At 64.7% G+C, this 18,046-nt stretch carries 14 protein-coding genes; 11 read left to right on the top strand and 3 right to left on the bottom strand.

What is annotated here, in order from left to right; genetic code table 11:
• The first annotated feature begins 182 nt into the window (after nt 1–182).
• The 3 genes from speB to E6C48_RS02190 are packed head-to-tail and all read left to right on the top strand — an operon-like array spanning nt 183 to nt 2,977.
• Nucleotides 183–1,172 (top strand): agmatinase, encoded by a 990-nt coding sequence (gene speB / locus E6C48_RS02200; RefSeq protein ID WP_136353515.1) that lies wholly within the window; start codon nt 183–185, stop codon nt 1,170–1,172.
• A gap of 33 nt (nt 1,173–1,205) precedes the next feature.
• Nucleotides 1,206–2,138, top strand: a complete 933-nt coding sequence (gene argC, locus E6C48_RS02195) for an N-acetyl-gamma-glutamyl-phosphate reductase (protein WP_136353513.1) — start codon at nt 1,206–1,208, stop codon at nt 2,136–2,138.
• Entirely contained in the window at nt 2,135–2,977 is an 843-nt protein-coding gene (locus E6C48_RS02190) for an aminoglycoside phosphotransferase family protein (RefSeq protein WP_206086424.1), read from the top strand. The genes argC and E6C48_RS02190 overlap by 4 nt, the downstream gene beginning before the upstream one ends.
• On the opposite strand, the gene E6C48_RS02185 is transcribed toward E6C48_RS02190, so the two are convergent.
• A complete protein-coding gene (locus E6C48_RS02185; RefSeq protein WP_136353510.1) occupies nt 2,967–4,061 on the bottom strand; it encodes a COX15/CtaA family protein in 1,095 nt (364 codons plus the stop codon). The two genes, E6C48_RS02190 and E6C48_RS02185, sit on opposite strands and share 11 nt — an antisense overlap.
• Before the next feature lie 165 nt (nt 4,062–4,226).
• Between E6C48_RS02185 and E6C48_RS02180 the strand changes: the two genes are divergently transcribed.
• Nucleotides 4,227–4,442: a DUF2842 domain-containing protein gene (locus tag E6C48_RS02180; protein ID WP_136353508.1), complete on the top strand. Its 216-nt coding sequence runs from the start codon at nt 4,227–4,229 to the stop codon at nt 4,440–4,442.
• Nucleotides 4,443–4,558: 116 nt separating this feature from the next.
• Entirely contained in the window at nt 4,559–5,779 is a 1,221-nt protein-coding gene (locus E6C48_RS02175) for a GNAT family N-acetyltransferase (RefSeq protein ID WP_136353506.1), read from the top strand.
• A 27-nt stretch (nt 5,780–5,806) separates the two neighbouring features.
• Here the strand turns inward: E6C48_RS02175 and E6C48_RS02170 are convergent, their stop codons facing one another.
• Nucleotides 5,807–8,047 (bottom strand): GumC family protein, encoded by a 2,241-nt coding sequence (locus E6C48_RS02170; protein WP_136353504.1) that lies wholly within the window; start codon nt 8,045–8,047, stop codon nt 5,807–5,809.
• Nucleotides 8,048–8,265: 218 nt separating this feature from the next.
• Here E6C48_RS02170 and E6C48_RS02165 point away from each other — a divergent pair, with 218 nt between their 5' ends.
• From E6C48_RS02165 to E6C48_RS02150, 4 genes are all read left to right on the top strand, one after another.
• Nucleotides 8,266–8,829 carry a polysaccharide biosynthesis/export family protein gene (locus tag E6C48_RS02165; RefSeq protein ID WP_136353502.1) on the top strand — a complete coding sequence of 188 codons (564 nt, stop codon included), beginning with the start codon at nt 8,266–8,268 and terminating at the stop codon, nt 8,827–8,829.
• Between the two features lie 5 nt (nt 8,830–8,834).
• Nucleotides 8,835–9,962: a glycosyltransferase family 4 protein gene (locus tag E6C48_RS02160; protein WP_407940937.1), complete on the top strand. Its 1,128-nt coding sequence runs from the start codon at nt 8,835–8,837 to the stop codon at nt 9,960–9,962.
• A gap of 82 nt (nt 9,963–10,044) precedes the next feature.
• Nucleotides 10,045–11,580, top strand: a complete 1,536-nt coding sequence (locus E6C48_RS02155; protein ID WP_136353500.1) for an undecaprenyl-phosphate glucose phosphotransferase — start codon at nt 10,045–10,047, stop codon at nt 11,578–11,580.
• Nucleotides 11,577–12,884, top strand: a complete 1,308-nt coding sequence (locus E6C48_RS02150) for an O-antigen ligase family protein (protein WP_136353498.1) — start codon at nt 11,577–11,579, stop codon at nt 12,882–12,884. Before E6C48_RS02155 ends, E6C48_RS02150 begins: the two co-directional genes overlap by 4 nt.
• 13 nt (nt 12,885–12,897) lie before the next feature.
• Here E6C48_RS02150 and E6C48_RS02145 read toward each other — a convergent pair whose 3' ends face one another.
• Nucleotides 12,898–13,380, bottom strand: a complete 483-nt coding sequence (locus E6C48_RS02145; protein WP_136353496.1) for a hypothetical protein — start codon at nt 13,378–13,380, stop codon at nt 12,898–12,900.
• 502 nt (nt 13,381–13,882) lie between these two features.
• Here E6C48_RS02145 and E6C48_RS22995 point away from each other — a divergent pair.
• Together E6C48_RS22995 and E6C48_RS02135 are read left to right on the top strand one after the other, a co-directional pair.
• On the top strand, nt 13,883–15,793 hold the full coding sequence (locus E6C48_RS22995) for a hypothetical protein (protein WP_136353494.1): 1,911 nt from the start codon (nt 13,883–13,885) through the stop codon (nt 15,791–15,793).
• Between the two features lie 181 nt (nt 15,794–15,974).
• Entirely contained in the window at nt 15,975–18,035 is a 2,061-nt protein-coding gene (locus tag E6C48_RS02135) for a hypothetical protein (protein WP_136353492.1), read from the top strand.
• Nucleotides 18,036–18,046 lie beyond the last annotated feature (11 nt).

The following is an 18,046-nucleotide window of genomic DNA, read 5'->3' as shown; positions in this document are numbered from 1 at the left end:
CAATGGCCGGTAGCCCCACATTGCCCGCAATGCGGCCCTTCCCGACGTCGATCCTGCCGGCCACCATAGCCGATCAAGGCATTTCCGTGCCGTTCCCGGACACTTTCCAGCACGCTCGTACTGGCGCGTACGGGATCGGTTCTGTAGTTGTTGCGTCCCGATAACAAAGATGAGGACAAGCGATGGCAAGCCAGAACATCGACAACGCCTTCACCGCCCGCTCCAGGACGGGGGCTTCCTCCGAACCGACCTATGCCGGCGCGCTCTCCTTCATGCGCCGCCGCTACAGCAAGGACGTGAAAGGCGCCGATGCCGTCGTTTGGGGCATTCCCTTCGATGCCGCCGTCACCAACCGTCCCGGCGCGCGCTTCGGGCCGCAGGCCATTCGCCGCGCCTCGGCGATCATGGACAACGACCCGCAATATCCCTTTCATCGCGAACTGTTCGAGGCGCTGGCGGTGGTCGACTACGGCGATTGTCTGCTCGACACCGGCAACCACCAGAAGACGCCGGCCGCCATCGAGCGCGAAGCGGCCAAGATCCTCAAGTCCGGCGCCTTCCTGCTGACGCTGGGCGGCGACCATTTCGTCACCTATCCGCTGCTCAAGGCGCATGCCGCGATCCACGGCCCGCTGGCGCTGGTGCAGTTCGACGCGCATCAGGACACATGGCCCGACGACGGCAAGCGCATCGATCACGGCTCCTTCGTCGGCCGCGCCGTCAAGGAAGGGCTGATCGACCCCGACCGCTCGATCCAGATCGGCATCCGCACCCATGCGCCCGAAACCTTCGGCATCAAGATCATCCACGGCTACGAAGTGGAGGAGATGCGGGCGTCCGATCTCGCCTACGCCATCGTCGAGCGTACCGGCGGCATCAAGACCTACGTGACCTTCGACATCGACTGCCTCGACCCGGCCTTTGCACCGGGAACCGGCACGCCGGTCGCGGGCGGCCCGTCCTCGGCGAAGATCCTGTCGGCGCTGCGCCAGATCGGCCAGGTCGACATCGTCGGCGCCGACGTGGTGGAGGTTGCACCGGCCTACGATCACGCCGATATAACAGCCATCGCCGGCTCGGCCGTCGCCATGCACTATCTCGGCTTGCTGGCCGAGCGGCGGGCGCGCTACGAGGACGGCGGCAACGGCGTCCATCAGGGCCAGGATATCTGAGCCGACCTACAGGCTTTCGCGAGAACGACAGGCATGAAACCGAAAATCTTCATCGACGGCGAACACGGCACCACGGGCTTGCAGATCCGCGCGCTGCTCGCCGACCGCAGCGATATCGACGTGATCTCGGTGCCTGTCGAACGCCGCAAGGACACGGCCGCCCGCGCCGATGCGCTCAACGAGGCCGACGTCGCCATCCTGTGCCTGCCCGACGATGCGGCGAAGGAAAGCGTGTCGCTGATCGCCAACGACACCACCCGCGTCATCGATGCCTCCACGGCCCATCGCACCGCCGCAGGCTGGGAGTACGGTTTTGCCGAAATGGATGCCGGACAATCCCGGCGCATTGCGGAAGCCAAGCGTGTCGCCAATCCCGGCTGCTGGCCGCAAGGCCCGATCGCCACGCTGCGCCCGCTGATCGCTGGCGGCCTCCTGCCTGCCGACTATCCGGTCACGGTCAACGGCATCACCGGCTATTCCGGCGGCGGCCGGCCGATGATCGAGGACTATGCCGCCAAGGGCGAGGATGCCCCGGAATTCCTGCCCTATGGCCTGACGCTGAAGCACAAGCATGTGCCGGAACTGCGCCGCTACGCCGGCCTTTCGCGCGATCCGATCATGCAGCCGGCCGTCGGCAATTTCGCGCAAGGGATGATCACCGTCGTTCCGCTGCAGTTGGAAGGGTTGCCGAAAGTGCCGAAAGGCGCCGATCTGCACGCGGCACTCGCCGACCATTATGCCGGCATCGACGGCGGCGTGGTCGAGGTCGCGCCCTATGCCGACAGCGAGCGCCTGCCCGACCTCCAGCCGGAGGAATACAACGGCACCAACCGCATGAAGCTCTATGTCTTCGCCAACGACGCCCGCGCGCAGGCGCTGCTGGTCGCCGTCTACGACAATCTCGGCAAGGGTGCGTCGGGGGCCGCGGTGCAGAACCTCGACCTCATGCTGGGCCTGAAGGCTTGACCCTGCCACGGCGCTTCCCGCGCCGCTGGAAGATCGCCGCTGCCGAACAGATCGCCGAGACGTTTTCCAGCCGCATCTGGAAAGTGACGCGCGAGGACGGCTCGCTTGCGGCCGTGAAGGCGCTCAAGCCGTTCGACGACGTCGATGACGAATTGCGCGGCGCCTGGTATCTCGACTGGCGCGACGGCCACGGCGCCGTGCGCCTGCTCGGCCGCGACCGCATGGACATGCTGCTGGAATATGCCGGCACCCGCCACCTGACCGCGGTCCTAGCCGGCGACGGCGATGAGGCAGCCACCGAAATCGCCGCCGAGGTCATGGCGCGGCTGCACGCCCCGTCGCGGCGACGGCTGCCTGCGGAACTGCAGCCGCTGCGCGAACGGTTTTCCGCGCTTTTCGACAAGGCCCGGGCCGATGCCGCATCGGGCACGACCAGTCTCTACAGCGAAGCCGCCGCAATCGCCGAACGGCTCCTGTCCGACCCGCAGGACGTGCGGCCGCTGCACGGCGACCTGCATCACGACAACATCATGGAAAGCCCGCGCGGCTGGCTTGCCATCGACCCGAAGGGGGTTCTGGGTGACGCGGGCTTCGACGCCGCCAACCTGTTCTACAACCCGCTCGACTGCGACGATCTCTGCCTCGATCCCGACCGCATTGCGTATATGGCGACGGTGTTCTCTCTGAGCATGGGTCACGATCCACGCCGCCTGCTGGACCACGCCGTCGCCTACGGCGCGCTTTCGGCGGCCTGGCATGCCGGAGACAGCAATGACTTGGACGAGCAGCGCGAACTGGCGGTAGCAAGCGCGATCCGCGCCGTACGCCTCAGCTTCTGATTTCGACCGCGTGCGGCAGCGGGTAAGCACCCTTGGTGCCGCGCCAATGGGCGGTGGCGAAGATCAGCACCAGCATGGCGACGAACTGATGCGTCAGCGCCACGTCGATCGGCGCCTGCATCAACAACGTCCCGACGCCGATGGCGGCCTGCACTGTGACCAGCCCGAACAGCACCCAGGCACGCCGCGCATGGGTCGATCCCGGCAAGGCCCGTGTCATGGCCAGAGCATGCCAGAGCGCGACCAGAAAGACCGTATAGGCGAACATGCGGTGGATGAACTGCACGGTCTTCGGGTTCTCGAACAGGTTGCGCCACGCAGGCTCGATGACGAACAGATCGCCAGGAATGATCGCCCCGTCCATCAGCGGCCAGGTGTTGTAGGTCAGCCCCGCATGCAGGCCGGCGACCAGCCCGCCGAGATAGATCTGCACCAGCACCATCGCAACGAGGACGCCGGAAAACCGCTGGATACCGCGGGACGCCGCCTCTTGCGAATATGTGGCAACGGCGCGCGCCATATAGGTCACGGCAACGATGATGACGCAGGCCATGGTGAGGTGCGTCGCCAGCCGGTACTGGCTGACCGAAACGCGTTCGGTCAGCCCCGAGGCGACCATCCACCAGCCGATGGCGCCCTGCAGGCCGCCCAGTGCCAGGAGACCGACCAGACGCGGCTTCATCCTGCGCTCCAGACGTCCCGTCAGCCAGAAGAACACGAGCGGGATGGCGACAAGAAAGCCGATGCCGCGTGCCAGCAGCCGATGCGACCACTCCCACCAGAAGATGCCCTTGAATTCGCCCAGCGTCATATCCTTGTTGAGCTGCTGGAACTGCGGGATCTGCTGGTACTTGGTGAATTCCTCCTGCCATTCGGCCGCATTGAGCGGTGGGATGACGCCGTGGATCGGCTGCCATTCGGTGATCGACAGTCCCGATCCCGTCATGCGCGTAGCGCCGCCCACCATCACCAGCGCCACCAGCGCCACCAGCACCAGATAGAGCCAGCCACGCACCAGTGCCCGGTTGCGGACATCCCGGTCGCGGGCGGCGAGCGGCGCTGAGTTTTCGGCAATGGCGGCCATGACGGCTCCGGTCATTGAGGCGCGGATTGATGGAGCCAGCTTGGTGGACCAAGGTGCGCCGGCTGGCAAGCCCGTGCGGCGCGGCACGCCGTCGCGCCGGCCGGAACGGGTTGCGCACGCCCGGCTTTGGCCCTATCGAGCATGGGTCGAAGCGAGGCCGATGCCATGCCCGTGCGCCTGAAGAAGCTGATCGGAACCGTCCTGCTGGTCGCGCTGGTGATCGTCTATGCGATCGTGGCGACGATCGTGGCGGTCGCCCAGCTTTCAGAATCTGGCCCAGTCGTGCACCTGCTTTTCTTCCTTTTCAGCGGCCTGTTGTGGGTGTTGCCGGCAATGGGCATCATCAAATGGATGATCGCCGAGCCGCGCGCACGGCACTGACCGGCCGGGCGGCGGCCTCTGCCCCATTTTGTCTTTCCTTCACTATTTGCGCCTAGCCTTCGCGCAATTAGGCGCTGACAAGCCTGAATACGGCAGGCCCGTCCGGGACAAGAGGCATGGCTGACGCGACCGCGTCGCTCAAGGAATCCGGCCATCGAGCCGTCATGACCTCGCCGCGCGCGGCCGGGGACGACCTTGCCACGGCCAGCGTTTCGCCAATCTCGGATGAGGCACAAGCAGCCTATTCAGTCTTCTGCCGCACGGCGCTCTTCGCCCCTGCACAGAGCCCCCAGTGGGTGCGCCACTGGACCGAGCAGATACGCCCCGACGCCATCCTCGCCACGCTTGCGGCCGGCGGCCGGCCCGTTTTGAGCCTGGCGCTCGAAATCGAACGCCACGGGCCGTTCCGCATCGCGCGCTTCATGGGCGGGCGTCACGCCAACGGCAATTTCGCCGCCGTGGACCCGGCCCGGCTGGACGAGATCACCTGCTCGCAGATACGGACGCTGTTCGATGCCGTCGCGGCCGCCCGCCCCGACATCGACGTGGTTGCCTTGCAGCGCCTGCTGCCCGATTTCGACGGCACGGCGAATCCGCTGGCGAAACTGCCTTCCTTCCCGAGCCCGAACCTTTCGCTCGCGGTCGATCTCGACGGCGGCTTCGAGGCCGTGCTTTCGCGCATGAGCGGCAAGCGCAAGAAGAAGAAGCACCGCTCGCAGACGCGCAAGTTCGAGGCGGCCGGCGGTTTCCGGCGCATCCAGGCACATACGCCGGAGGAAGTGCACAGCCTGCTCTACGCCTTCTTCGCCATGAAAGAGTTCCGCTTCCGCCGCATGGGCATCGCCAACGTCTTCGGCGACCCGCAGGTCAGGATATTCTTCCACAAGCTGTTTGCCGAGGCGCTGAAGGAGAGCGAACCGCCCTTCCTCCTGCATGGGCTGGAGGTGGCAGGCAAGCTGCGCGCCGTGACAGGCTCCAGCGTCGGTGGCCGGCGCCTGATCTGCGAGTTCGGCGCCATTTCGGAAGACGACCTTGCCCACGCCAGTCCCGGCGATTTCCTCTTTTTCGAGAACATAGCCGAAGCCTGCCGGGACGGCTTTTCCGTCTACGACTTCTCCGTCGGCGACGAGCCTTACAAGCGCCAGTGGTGCGATATCGAGATGAAGCATCTCGACGTCCTCGTTCCATTGACGCTCAAGGGGCGCATGCTGGCCTCCGGCCTGCGCGGCAATGCGGGCATCAAGGCCTTCATCAAGAACAGCCCGAAGATCTGGAGCCTGACGAAGGCGCTGCGCCGCAAGACGGCCGGTAAAAGACCCCCTTCCGACGAAGACTGATCCGGCAAACCTCCCGGTGCTTCCGTCCTACGCCGCCGACCGCCCGGGGACGGGCGTGCCCGGTGTTGGCCGACCGTCCGGCGTCACCAGTGTCAGGTCCGGATAGCCGTTCTCGATCAGCTTGACGGCGGCTTCGGCCACAGTGTCGTCGGGCTCCAGGACGCTGACGAACACCTCCGTCCCTTCGCCTACCAGCCGGCGAATCCCCTGCGCATCCGTCGGGCCGCACTCGACAACCACGAGATCGTAGGCCGTCGTCAACGACTGCATGATGATCGGCAGGCGATCGGCGGCCCGCATGGCACGCGCCGGATCGGCGGTACCAACGGGAATGACGTGGCAATCCGAATAGTGATCGGGGTGGATCACGTCGCTGAACTGCGATTCCGACGCCAGAAGATTGGTGATGCCGGGCAGAAGCGCACTATCCAGCATCGGGCGCGACGCCGCACCCGAAGCCGTCAGGTCGAGCAGCAGGACCCGCAAGCCGGCATCCGCCACCTCGCGCGCCACCAGTACCGCCGTCGCCGCCGCCTCGTCACCCTCGGGCGACACGACGATGGCGCGCGCTGCACCGCCGGCGATCAGTTTTTCGGCGGCCATGGCGATGTCGATCTCGCCCAGCACGGATCGTAACGGCGCTGCGGCGGCAACGACCTCCGGCTCTTCATAAGAGCCATCGTGCGGATCGTGGCTGTCTAGATCGGGCAGCGGCTCCTCCACGTCGTCTTCCAAGATGAGAGGCTGCGCGGGCGTCGCCGCCACAGCGGTTTCGACGACCTTCGGCTCAGGCGCGACAGTCGCAACCGGCTCCTGCACCGCGGGCATCGCCACTTCGGCAACGGGCTCCGGCCGCATCGGCCGCGCCGCCGGCCTCATGGCCCGGCCGGAGAACAGTTCGGCCAGCAGCGTTCCGATCGCCATCAGCAGCAGCGAAGCGACGAAGGCCGCGCTGACGATGGGAAGGATTTTCGGGAAGTAGGGCTCGGCCGGTGTCACCGCACGCGAGAAGATGCGCGCGTCGACCGGCAGGTAGTTGCGATCCTCGCGCGACGAAGCCTCGCGGTAGCGCGTCATATAGGATTCGAGCAGCTGGCGCTGGGCGTTGGCCTCGCGCTCCAGCGCATTCAGTTCCACCTGCTCCTCGCCGGCGCGCGCGGATTCGGCCTTCAGCGTGTTGAGGTCCGCGACCAACTGGTTCTCGCGCGCCTGCGCGGTCTGCGCTTCCGTTTTCAAGCCTGCCAGCACCTTTTCAGCCTCGCGACGGATCTGGTTGTCGAGGTCGGCAAGCTGGGAACGAAGCGAACGGATGCGCGGATGGCTGTCGAGCAGCGTCGTCGACAGGTCGGCGATCTGGTTCTGAAGCTGCACCTGCCGCTCGCGCAGCCGCTGGATCAGGTTCGATGACAGCACCTCGGGCAGCGAATCGAGCGAACCGCCGGCGGCCAGCGCCTTGCGCACGCTTTCCGCCGTCGCTTCGGCCGATGCCCGGCTTGCCCGAACGCGAGACAGCTCGCTGGACAGCTCCGAAAGCTGCTGCGTCACCAACACCGAATTGTTCTGGCCCATCAGCAGGTCCGACTGCGCGCGGAAAGCCGCGACCTTGGCCTCAGCGTCCTTCACACGCTTGGAGAGGTCCGCGATCTCGGGCGCCAGCCACTCGGTTGCGGCCGAGTTCGATTCCAGCTTCGCGTTGCCCTGCACGTCGATGTAGGTGTCGGCGATGGCGTTAGGGATCTCGGCCGCCAGCTTCGGATCCTGCGAAGAAAACTCGATGACGATGACGCGCGATTTGTCGACGCGGTAGACGTTGAGCTTCTCCTGCATCTTCTTCAGCACCCGCTCGTCGGCGGGCACTTCGTTCGGATCGCTTTTCAGGCCGGCGATCACCATGAGTCGTTCGGCTACCGACATGTCGGCGGCCTCGTCGAACTCGGGCAGGCGTGCCAGGTCCAGCTTCTGCGCCACCTGCTTGAGAATGTCTGTGGACGAGATGACCTCGACCTGGCTGGTCACCCCCTCCTCGTCGAGGATGGGACGATTGGTGTCGGCTCCCGCGTCCGGACGGGTGAAGACCGATTCGCGCGTCTCGATCAGCAGCCGGGTCGCACCCTTATAATACGGCGTGGCGAGCCAGGCGACGACCAGCGCCAATCCGGTGACGATCAGCGCCACCACGACGATGCGCAGCCAGTTTCTCGCGAGACTCGCGAAAAGCTGCCTGAGATCGACATCGAGATCGGCGGCGGTGGATTGTGCGCCAGACATGCAACCTGCTCCCCACGATGGGTCGGGCCGCACCGTAAACAACTATGGTAACTCAGCGGTTAAGATGGCGGATAGCCGCCATGGCGCCTTCGGACACGGCTGAATCGACACGCTCCGGCGCGCCGCCTTTACCGGCCATTAACCCTAACAGGGAGATAACGAGGCCGGTCTTCAAGCCCGCCGCCCGCTTGCGGCAAGTCGAAGGTACGTCTCCGGTGATGAAACGCCCCACATCGCTTATCAGCGCCCTGCTTGCCGCCGCGCTGCTTGCCGGCTGCTCGAGCTACCGGCCGACGCCGGCAGCCTTCCACAAGGCGCTCGACCAGCCCTACAGGCTGGGTGCCGGCGACCGCATCCGCGTCACCGTCTTCGAGCAGGAGGGGCTGACCAACACCTACAGCGTCGATCAGTCCGGCTACATCTCCTTCCCGCTCGTCGGCGCTGTTCCGGCGCGAGGCCATACCGCCCAGCAGCTCGAAGGCGAGATCGCGGCCAAGCTGCGCCAAGGCTACCTGCGCGATCCCGATGTATCGGTCGAGATCGACCGATACCGGCCGATCTTCGTCATGGGTGAAGTGGGCGCCGGCGGCCAGTATTCCTACGTGCCGGGCCTGACGGTGCAGAAGGCGATCGCCATCGCCGGCGGCTTCTCACCGCGCGCCAACCAGGAAAGCGTCGACATCACCCGCGACATCAACGGCAAGGTCATCACCGGACGTGTCCGCACCTCCGACCCGTTGCTGCCCGGCGATACCGTCTACGTTCGCGAACGCCTGTTCTGATCGCCGTGCAGCGGCTGAGGATCGTCCACTGTTTTCGCTCGCCGGTTGGAGGCATCTTCCGCCACGTGCGCGACCTGACGGACGCGCAGATAGCGGCGGGACACCAGGTCGGCATCGTCTGCGATTCGACCACCGGCGGGGAGTACGAGGAGCGCCTGTTCGAGGATATCAGGCCGAAGCTGGCGCTCGGCATCCAGCGTACGCCCATGCAGCGTCACATCGGCCCCGGCGACATCGCCTCGGCATGGAGAACCTATCGGATCATCAAGGAATTGCAGCCGGACGTCATCCATGGCCACGGCGCCAAGGGCGGCACTTATGCGCGTCTGTTCGGCTCACTGTTGCGGGTTTCAAGGTCTCGCGTGGCCCGCCTTTATTCACCGCATGGCGGCAGCCTGCACTATGACGAAAGCACGCTGACGGGAAAGCTGTTCTTCGCGCTGGAACGCACGATGGCGCGCTTCACCGACTGCCTGCTGTTCGTTTCGGGATATGAGCGGCAGGCCTATCGCCGCAAGGTCGGCGAACCGCCCATTCCCAACGCCCTCGTCTACAATGGTCTGAACGAGGACGAATTCCAGCCGGTATCCGTCCGTCCGGATGCCGCCGACATGCTCTATATCGGCATGATGCGCGACCTGAAGGGACCGGACATCTTCATCGACGCGCTGGTCCAGGCTGAGGCGCTGGCGGCGCGCCGCATCAGTGCCGTCATGGTCGGCGACGGCGAGGATCTGCCGCGCTACAGGCAGCAGGTCGCCCGTCTCGGTCTCGGCGATCGCGTGGTCTTCCATGCGCCCATGCCCGCAAGGCAGGCCTTCACGCTGGCAAGGCTGGTGGTCGTGCCGTCCCGCGCCGAGGCCATGCCCTACATCGTGCTCGAGACGTTGGCTGCCGGCACACCGATGATCGCCACCGCCGTCGGCGGCATTCCGGAGATATTCGGCGTCGACTCCCCTGCCCTGGTGAAACCCGATCCAGCCGAACTGGCGCACAAGATGACCTTCGCCCTCTCCGACCCAGCTGCCTATCGGGCGCTGATGCCCGGCATCGCCATGCTCAAAGCGCGCTTTGGCGCCGACGTCATGGCCAGCACCATCGAGCAGGCCTATTTCACCGCCCTCGCCAAGTAAGTCGTTTCCAAAGCGACCGGTCCCTTCAAGGGATTCTTAGCTCTCTTTTGCTACGCAGACGGGAGACTTGCGGGCAGTATCCATGAACGAGATCGATCCCGCGCGCCGCTTCACGGCCACCGCGGTGCGCAAACTGGAGGCTTCGGCCACCAAGGAAACACCGGCCGGCATCAACGAGGTGGCACGCCAGGTCGCCTCGCAGTACCGGCGCGACACGATGTCTCCCGTCATGGTGAGCGGCGTCGTGCGGCTGATCGAACTGGCGCTGATGTTCGCCTCCGGCCTCGCAGCCTATTTCTGGTATGTCGGCGTCTTCGAATACCTGCCGTGGCAGTATCCGCTGGCGATCGCCAGCATCTCGCTGCTCGCTGTCATCCTGCTTGACGTCGCCGATTGCTACCAGATCGCGGCGCTGATGCGGCCGTTCAACCATGTCGGCCGGATCGTGCTGTGCTGGTCGGCGGCCTTCGCGCTGATGGCCGTCGCCGCCTTCTTCATGAAGATGTCGCAGGATTATTCCCGCGTCCTCTTCGCCATCTGGTTCGCCACCGGTCTCGCCCTGCTGCTGGTCTTCAGACTCGTTCTCTCGCGGCTGATCCGGCGCTGGGCACGCGACGGGCGCATGGAGCGCCGCGCCGTCATCGTCGGCGGCGGCAAGGCGGCCGAAACGCTGATTCGCTCCGTCGAGAAGCAGCCCTACAACGATATTCGCATCTGCGGCATCTTCGACGACCGCGACGATAGCCGCTCGCCGCCCATTGTCGCCGGCTATCCCAAGCTCGGCACCATCTCCGAGCTCATCGCCTTCGCCCGCATCGCCCGCATCGACATGCTGATCGTGTCGCTGCCGATCACCGCCGAAACGCGCGTGCTGCAACTGTTGAAGAAGCTGTGGGTGCTGCCGGTCGACATCCGCCTGTCGGCGCATTCGAACGCGCTGCAGTTCCGGCCGCGCTCCTATTCCTACATCGGCGCCGTGCCGATGCTGGATATCTTCGACAAGCCGATCAACGGCTGGGATTCGGTCGCCAAGCGCGCCTTCGACATCGTCTTCTCGATCATCGGCATCGTGCTGTTCTCGCCGGTAATGCTGGCGACCGCCATCGCCATCAAGCTCGACTCCAAGGGGCCGGTGCTGTTCAAGCAGAAGCGCCACGGCTTCAACAATGAAGTCGTCGAAGTCTACAAGTTCCGTTCGATGTATGCCGAACAGTCGGATCCGACCGCCAGGAAGACCGTGACCAAGAACGATCCGCGCGTCACCCGCGTCGGCCGCTTCATCCGCAAGACCTCCATCGACGAACTGCCGCAGTTCTTCAATTCGCTGTTCGGTTCCCTCTCCCTCGTCGGTCCCCGCCCGCACGCGGTCGCCGCCCAGTCGCACAATCTGCTCTACAACGAAGTGGTCGACGGCTACTTCGCCCGTCACAAGGTGAAACCCGGCGTCACCGGCTGGGCGCAGATCAACGGCTGGCGCGGCGAGATGGACACCAACGAGAAGATCCGCATGCGCACCGAATACGACCTGTTCTATATCGAGAACTGGTCGATGCTGTTCGACCTCAAGATCCTGCTGCTCACGCCGGTCAGGCTGCTCAATACGGAAAACGCCTATTGAGAGCCCTCGCCCATGACCTGCCCCCTGCAGCGGTCAACGCCAAGCTCATCGCGCTGATCGCCTCGGGCGCGGTCTTTCTTGGCGTCTTTTTGTCCGGCTTCGTCATCGACGAGCCGGCCCCGTACGACCTCTATATGACCGGGCTCATCGCCGTGTGGGCACTGTTCGGCCTGCGGATTTCGCGCGCGGCCATGCCGCTCCTGACGCTGCTCGTAGTCATGAACATCGGCGGCCTGATCGCCATGACGCAGATGAGCGACCTGATGGAGACGCCGCTCTATCTGTCCGTGTCGTTGTTTTTGGCCTTCACCTCGGTCTTCTTCGCTGCCGTCACCGAGGCGCGCCCCGACGTCTACAGGCTGATCTTCATCGCCTATGTGGCCTCGGCCGTGCTGACCTCGCTGGCCGGCATCGCCGGTTATTTCAATCTCGTGCCCGGCGGCGAGATCTTCACCAAATACGGCCGCGCCGCCGGCGTCTTCCAGGACCCTAACGTCTTCGGCCCGTTCTTGGCCCTGCCCGGCATCTACCTGCTCTATCTGCTTTTGACCGGTCCGGTGTCGCGCATGCCGCTGCTGGCGGTGCCGCTGCTGATCGTCGTCGGCGGCATCTTCCTGTCCTTCTCACGCGGCGCATGGGGCCTGTTCGCCGTCGCCGCCGTCCTGCTCACAGGCATTCTGTTCCTGCAAAGCCGTAGCGGCCTGTTCCGGTTGCGCGTCGTCGTCATGACGATCCTGGCCATCGCCCTGCTCGTTGTCGGCATACTGGTGCTGCTGCAGATTCCGGGCGTCTCCGACATGCTGTCCAATCGTGCGCAGCTCGCCCAGGACTACGATTCAGCTCGTCTCGGCCGCTTCGACCGCTATGCTATCGGCTTCCAGCTGGCGCTGGAGAAGCCGCTCGGCATCGGCCCGCTCGTCTTCGGCAAGATCTACGGCGAGGACACGCACGACATCTGGCTGAAGATGCTGATGGACTATGGCTGGCTCGGCTTCGTCTGCTACCTGGTGTTGACGCTATGGACCGTCGCGGCGGGTTTTCGCCTGTTGCTTCGCGACCGCCCCTGGCAGCCCTACGTGCTGTGCGCCTATGTCGTCTATATCGGCCATATCGGGCTCGGCACCTTCATCGATACAGACCACTGGCGCCATCTCTACATGCTGTTCGGATTGATCTGGGGCGGCATCGCGCTCGAATACCGATATCAGCGGCAATTCCAGACAAGAGCAGTCGGCCATACCGACCCCGCAGGGCCATCGCGCCATTGCGATGATCCCGCTCTGCCGAGCGTAGTGCGGCCGTAGCCGCCACTGGTTCCTACTGTGGAAACCCGTTGGCGCGCACGACGCTCCAGATTTCCCTGTTCACCCTGGCGACGTCCTCGATGCATTCGGAAATCCTGCCGACTTCCGCATCGTCCATGGCCTCGACCTTCCCGTATTTTATCGTGTCCTTGCCATCGAAAATGCGCATGAGATGGGTGTGGGAGATGTCTCCCTTGTCGTCGAACGAATAGATGCAGTGATTGTATTTGTTGCGCAGGCTTGATTTCTGGTTGAGCTTTTCAAGCAGCGACAGGATGTCCTTCCGGCATTTTTCGGGGGTCTTCGCCATCTTCGCCAGCCGCTCGACGAGATCGATCCTGGCGCGCGTGGTGTTGAGCGTCAGGAATACGACGACCGCCGTTTCCTTGTCCACTTTCGCGAGGCCAGCGATCAGGTGGATGAGCAGGCTCTCGGTGTTGGTCCAGGTGTAGTTCAGACGTCCGATCAGAAGCAGGATCTCGTCAAAGCGCTGCATCGTCGCCTCTATCCGTAGACTTCGCCCTAAAGTGGCGAATTCATCGCCCACATTCAATCGCGCCGGCCTACCTCGGCCGACTGATCCGGCCGATCCGAGCCTCCGCCTTTCGGCGTAGCGGATTGGCCCATGAGCCATCTATCAAGCCCGTTTTGCGCAGCCATGTGGCCGATGACCCTAGGCCGATGCGCTGCCGTCTAGCCCCATCGGGCAGCTAGGCCCCGCCCTTCCCCCGCGCCACACTGCCACCATCTCGAAAATCCGGGATGCGGCATAATCCTGATTTCGACGACTTCACCCGGCGCGTGCAGTTGCTGGCCGGGAAAGGTGTCACCGGATGGCGGATGAAGCCGCCTTCATGCCAGGGGCATGGCGGTCGGATCATGTCCGCCCGTTCGTATTGAGTATCGCGGTGCTCCTGCTTCGCAACCGCCGGCGTGGTCAAGGCCCTCTGTGAGATGAATGGGGCATGCCAAACCGGCCTCCAACATGAGGTAGCGACATGTCTCCGAGAAATTCGACTTACAACACGAGCCTATTCCCGCTCGATCCGAGCCAGGATCAAAGCCAGGACCAGGATCAAGGCCAGGGACAAGGCCAGGCCGAGGCGCAGCTTCAGGCCGAGTTGCAGGGCCAGGGACAAGGGCAAGGCCAGGGTCAATACCAGTCGAGCGAGTCCAGCAACGAGAACGGCAATGGTAATGGCAACGGCAATCTCAACCTGAACGGCAACGGGAACGTCAGCCTGAACGGCAATCTGAACGCCAATCTCAACAGGGCGATCAACGAGAGCACCAACACCAATACGAGTACCAACACGAACCACAACACCAACACCAGCGACACCCATGTCAATGTCGATGTCGGCCTCGACCTCTCCGGCTATGCGCCGAGCAATCGCGACGTCACCGACGTCAAGCTCGACAACGGCTCGCGCATCGACCAGATGCTGGTCAATCACGACGGCCAGATCTTCTACAATCCGGGTGACGGCGCTTCGTTCAACGACTTCCTGAACGGCTCGCTCAACGGCGAAGGCAACGACACCGCCGTTTCGCTGGCCCAGATCAACAACCTGAGCGACAACGATTCGATCGACAGCGTATCGCTGTCGAACGACGGCGGCTTCTGGCAGAACGGCAATGCTACTGGCGGTGCCGCGAGCTCCGGAACCGGTATCGATGCCGGCGGCAAGGGCGGAAGCGGTGGCGGAGCCGGTACGGCCAATGGCGGCGGCGGCGGTGACGGCCATAACTTCGGTGGCATCGGCATCGGCGGCTCGGCGATCGGCGCGGGCCAGGGCGGCAGCACGACCGGCGGCAATGGCGCGGCTGGTGGCGCCGGAACGGGCCTCGGCGTCGGTCTCGGCCTCGGTGTCGGTCTCGGCCAGGGCGGTGCGCAGGGCGCTGACGGCGGCAACGCCAATGGCGGCGACGGCAACGGAAACGGCGGCGCAGGCTCCGGCTCCGGTGCATCGACGGCGACCGGCGGTGACAGCGGCAATGCAAATTCCGGCGATGGCGGCGACGCAGCCGGCCTCGGCCTCGGTGCCAGCGGCAGCGGTGACGGCGGTGGCGCAGGCAGTGGCGACGGTGGTGCCGGTACGGGCACAGGCACAGGCGCCGGCAGCGGCACAGGCGGCAATGGCGGTGACGCCGATGGTGGCGGCGGCAACGCGCTCGGCGTCGGCCTCGGCCTGATTGGCGTCGGCGTCGGCGTTGCCGGGGATGCCGCGCAGGCGACCGGCGGCAACGGCGGCAACGGTGCCGGTTCGGGCGCCGGAAGCGGCACGGGCACCGGCGGTGACAGCGGCAACGCTTCGGGCGGCGACAGCGGCGATGCGGCTGGTCTAGGCCTCGGCCTTGGCCAGGGCGGCGACAGCGGCAATGCCAACACCGGCGACGGCGGCGAGGCTCACTCGTTCGGCCTTGGTGCCGGCTTCGGCGGTGACGGCCCGCTCGGCGGTGCCGGCGGCACGGGCGGCGACGGTGGCGATGCGCTCGGCCTCGGCCTCGGCGCCGGAACCGGCACGGGTGCCGGCACAGGCGCTGGCGTCGGCGGCGACGGCGGCTTCGGCGGTTTCGCCTTCGGCGGCGACACGATCGTGGTTCCCGTGGCCGGCGACGGCACCGGCGGCGCTGCGACCGGCGGCAATGGCGGCTTCGGCGGCATGGGCGGCATCGTGACCAATGGTGACGGCGGCGCAGGCGGCGACGGCGGCACGTGGGGATCCAACAACGGCCACGACAGCTACGTCAACGGCCTGTCGCAAGCCCACGCGGATGCAACCATCGATACCAGCGCCTTCAACCAGAGCATCGTGATGGGCGCCAACATGATGGAAAACCTGCTCAGCCAGACGGTTGTCGGAGGAAACTACGACCAGATGGTCGACGGCGACCACACCGGCTGATCGTGGCTTGTGAACGGACGGCTGCGCGGGCAACCCGCGCAGCCGTCATTCCGCTCTTTCGGCGGAAGACGGCGAAGCCTCTACACCGAAGAAGGAGGATAGTTCCGTGCATCTGGATCGGATCAGCGAGGCCATCGCTCATTTCATCGGGTTGTTCCAGATAGCCACAGAACAGGCGCGAATGCGCGACGATTACCTGGAGTTCAAGGCGCTGCAAGCGACGTCCGAGCCGACGCAAGCCGACGACCACGCCCAATTGTCCTTCCAATCCCCCTACGATTTCGACGATCCGGATCCCGGTATCCACTATGTTCCGGCAGGCCCGACGATCGAAACGATGACTGTACCGGGCGGCGTGGCCTTCACCCCGATGGAGATTCCGGTTGTTCCGGCGGCAAACCCGGCACTCTACGTGCCGTCGGAGTCCTATCCGGACTTTATCTCCCGGCATTTTACTTTCGCGCATTCGAGCGGGTCGATCCAACTCCAGCCGCCCGGTTCGGTCGCCACGCATGTGGTGCAGATCAACACGCTTTCGGACAATGACTTCGTCAATGTCGGCGCCGGCAACGTCACCTTCCACGCCATCGGCACGCCCAACCTCGACCTCGACGCCCTGTATCAGGATGCTTTGCAGTTCCTTCCCATTCCACCCGCCTCTTTCAGTTCAGCGGAAGACATCGGTTCCTTCGTCAACGACGCAGCGGCTTCGCTGAAAGCGTTCGTCGCCGGTGTAGAGGCTGCCGGACAAGGCACGCCGGACGGCGGCGCCGAAATGTCCGTTCTGACGGTTGACGGCGGCGTTTCCGTGCAGACGCACGTCTCCGCCTTCGATGCGCCGATGGCAGACGCGATCTACGTTGGCGGCCGCATTGCAGCAGAAGCGCCGAAGCTGGACGACGTGCTTCCGGCAGCGTCGCCGCTCGTCAAGGATCCTGTGCAGGTTCCTTCCATCACCGATCCCGCCGGCGGCAACCATTTGATCGACGGCAGCGGTTCCACCGCCGCCGGCATCGTCATCCACGGAACGGGCAATCTTGCCGGCGAGACGTCGGTCAGTCTCAACACCGGAAGCAATGCCTTGGTCAATTCCGCGGCCATAATCAACGACACGCTCGAAGGTGGCGTCTTTGCCGTGGCAGGCGACCACTACGCGTTGAACGCCATCGTCCAGATCAACGCCTGGAGCGATTCCGACTCGATCGGCGGCAACCTGAGCGGCTGGAGCACGCAACAACAACCCGACACGGCCGCCTTCAACATCGCGCAGATGCTGAACATCGACACCAGCGAGAACGCCGGATCGGGCAATTCCGGACAACCGAGTTTCCCCAAGGCCTGGGCGGTCACGGAGATCAACGGCGACTTCATCAGCCTGAACTGGACCCATCAGGTCAATTTCCTGCTCGACAACGACACCGCCGTCGTTTCCTCCACCTCCGGGGTGACGACGACGGTCGGCACCGGCGCAAACCAGCAGACCAACGCGCTCTCGATCGCCGATCTCGGCAAATATTACGATCTCGTCCTGATCGGCGGCAGCTATTACGACGCGAACATCATCACGCAGACCAACGTGCTTCTCGACAACGACGTCGTGGGCGCACTGGCCAACTTCCAGACTCAGGGCCAGGGCTCGGTGTCGAACGGCGACAATCTGCTGTGGAACAATGCCAAGATCACATCCATAGGCAGCAGCGCGAACGCTGCATTGCCGATCGGCTTTGCGAAGACGCTGGACGATTTCGCCCACGGCAACCATACGCTATCCAGCGATGTGCTGAACGACGAAGCATTCCAGGGTCTTGGCGGCCTCAAGGTGCTCTACATCTCGGGCAGCGTCTACGATCTGCAATACATCTCCCAGACCAATGTGCTCGGCGACTCCGATGACGTCGCATTGGCGCTGAACGCCGCCCATGCGAACACCGACGCCAACTGGTCGATCGTGACCGGCTCCAATGCGCTGATCAATTCGGCGCAGATCGTCGATGTCGATCCGGCAGCCAAGACCTATGTCGGCGGTGATCACTACTCGGACGAGTTGCTGGTCCAGACCGACATCATCAGCACCGACCATCTCTTGCAAACGCAGAACGCCGATCATCTGGTCAACGAGGCCGTGGCGTTCCTCAGCGACGACATGACCGGCCCGGCTCACGAGAACCCTGCCTCGCAGCTCCAGGCCCCTCTCGACGTCCACCCTGCGCACAGCGACGTCATGCAATCGGTAATTTCCTGAAATCGGGATCT

It is taken from the genome of Ollibium composti, from assembly GCF_004801285.1.
GTDB lineage: Bacteria > Pseudomonadota > Alphaproteobacteria > Rhizobiales > Rhizobiaceae > Mesorhizobium > Mesorhizobium composti.
This window is presented reverse-complemented; position numbering and strand designations above follow the sequence as displayed.

Coding starts and splice junctions, on each gene's coding strand:
- E6C48_RS02175 (WP_136353506.1), top strand. CDS start 4,559: ATGGCTGACGCGACCGCGTCGCTCAAGGAATCCGGCCATCGAGCCGTC.
- E6C48_RS02135 (WP_136353492.1), top strand. CDS start 15,975: ATGCGCGACGATTACCTGGAGTTCAAGGCGCTGCAAGCGACGTCCGAG.
- E6C48_RS02170 (WP_136353504.1), bottom strand. CDS start 8,047: ATGTCTGGCGCACAATCCACCGCCGCCGATCTCGATGTCGATCTCAGG.
- E6C48_RS02155 (WP_136353500.1), top strand. CDS start 10,045: ATGAACGAGATCGATCCCGCGCGCCGCTTCACGGCCACCGCGGTGCGC.
- argC (WP_136353513.1), top strand. CDS start 1,206: ATGAAACCGAAAATCTTCATCGACGGCGAACACGGCACCACGGGCTTG.
- E6C48_RS02180 (WP_136353508.1), top strand. CDS start 4,227: ATGCCCGTGCGCCTGAAGAAGCTGATCGGAACCGTCCTGCTGGTCGCG.
- E6C48_RS02165 (WP_136353502.1), top strand. CDS start 8,266: ATGAAACGCCCCACATCGCTTATCAGCGCCCTGCTTGCCGCCGCGCTG.
- E6C48_RS02145 (WP_136353496.1), bottom strand. CDS start 13,380: ATGCAGCGCTTTGACGAGATCCTGCTTCTGATCGGACGTCTGAACTAC.
- speB (WP_136353515.1), top strand. CDS start 183: ATGGCAAGCCAGAACATCGACAACGCCTTCACCGCCCGCTCCAGGACG.
- E6C48_RS02185 (WP_136353510.1), bottom strand. CDS start 4,061: ATGGCCGCCATTGCCGAAAACTCAGCGCCGCTCGCCGCCCGCGACCGG.
- E6C48_RS22995 (WP_136353494.1), top strand. CDS start 13,883: ATGTCTCCGAGAAATTCGACTTACAACACGAGCCTATTCCCGCTCGAT.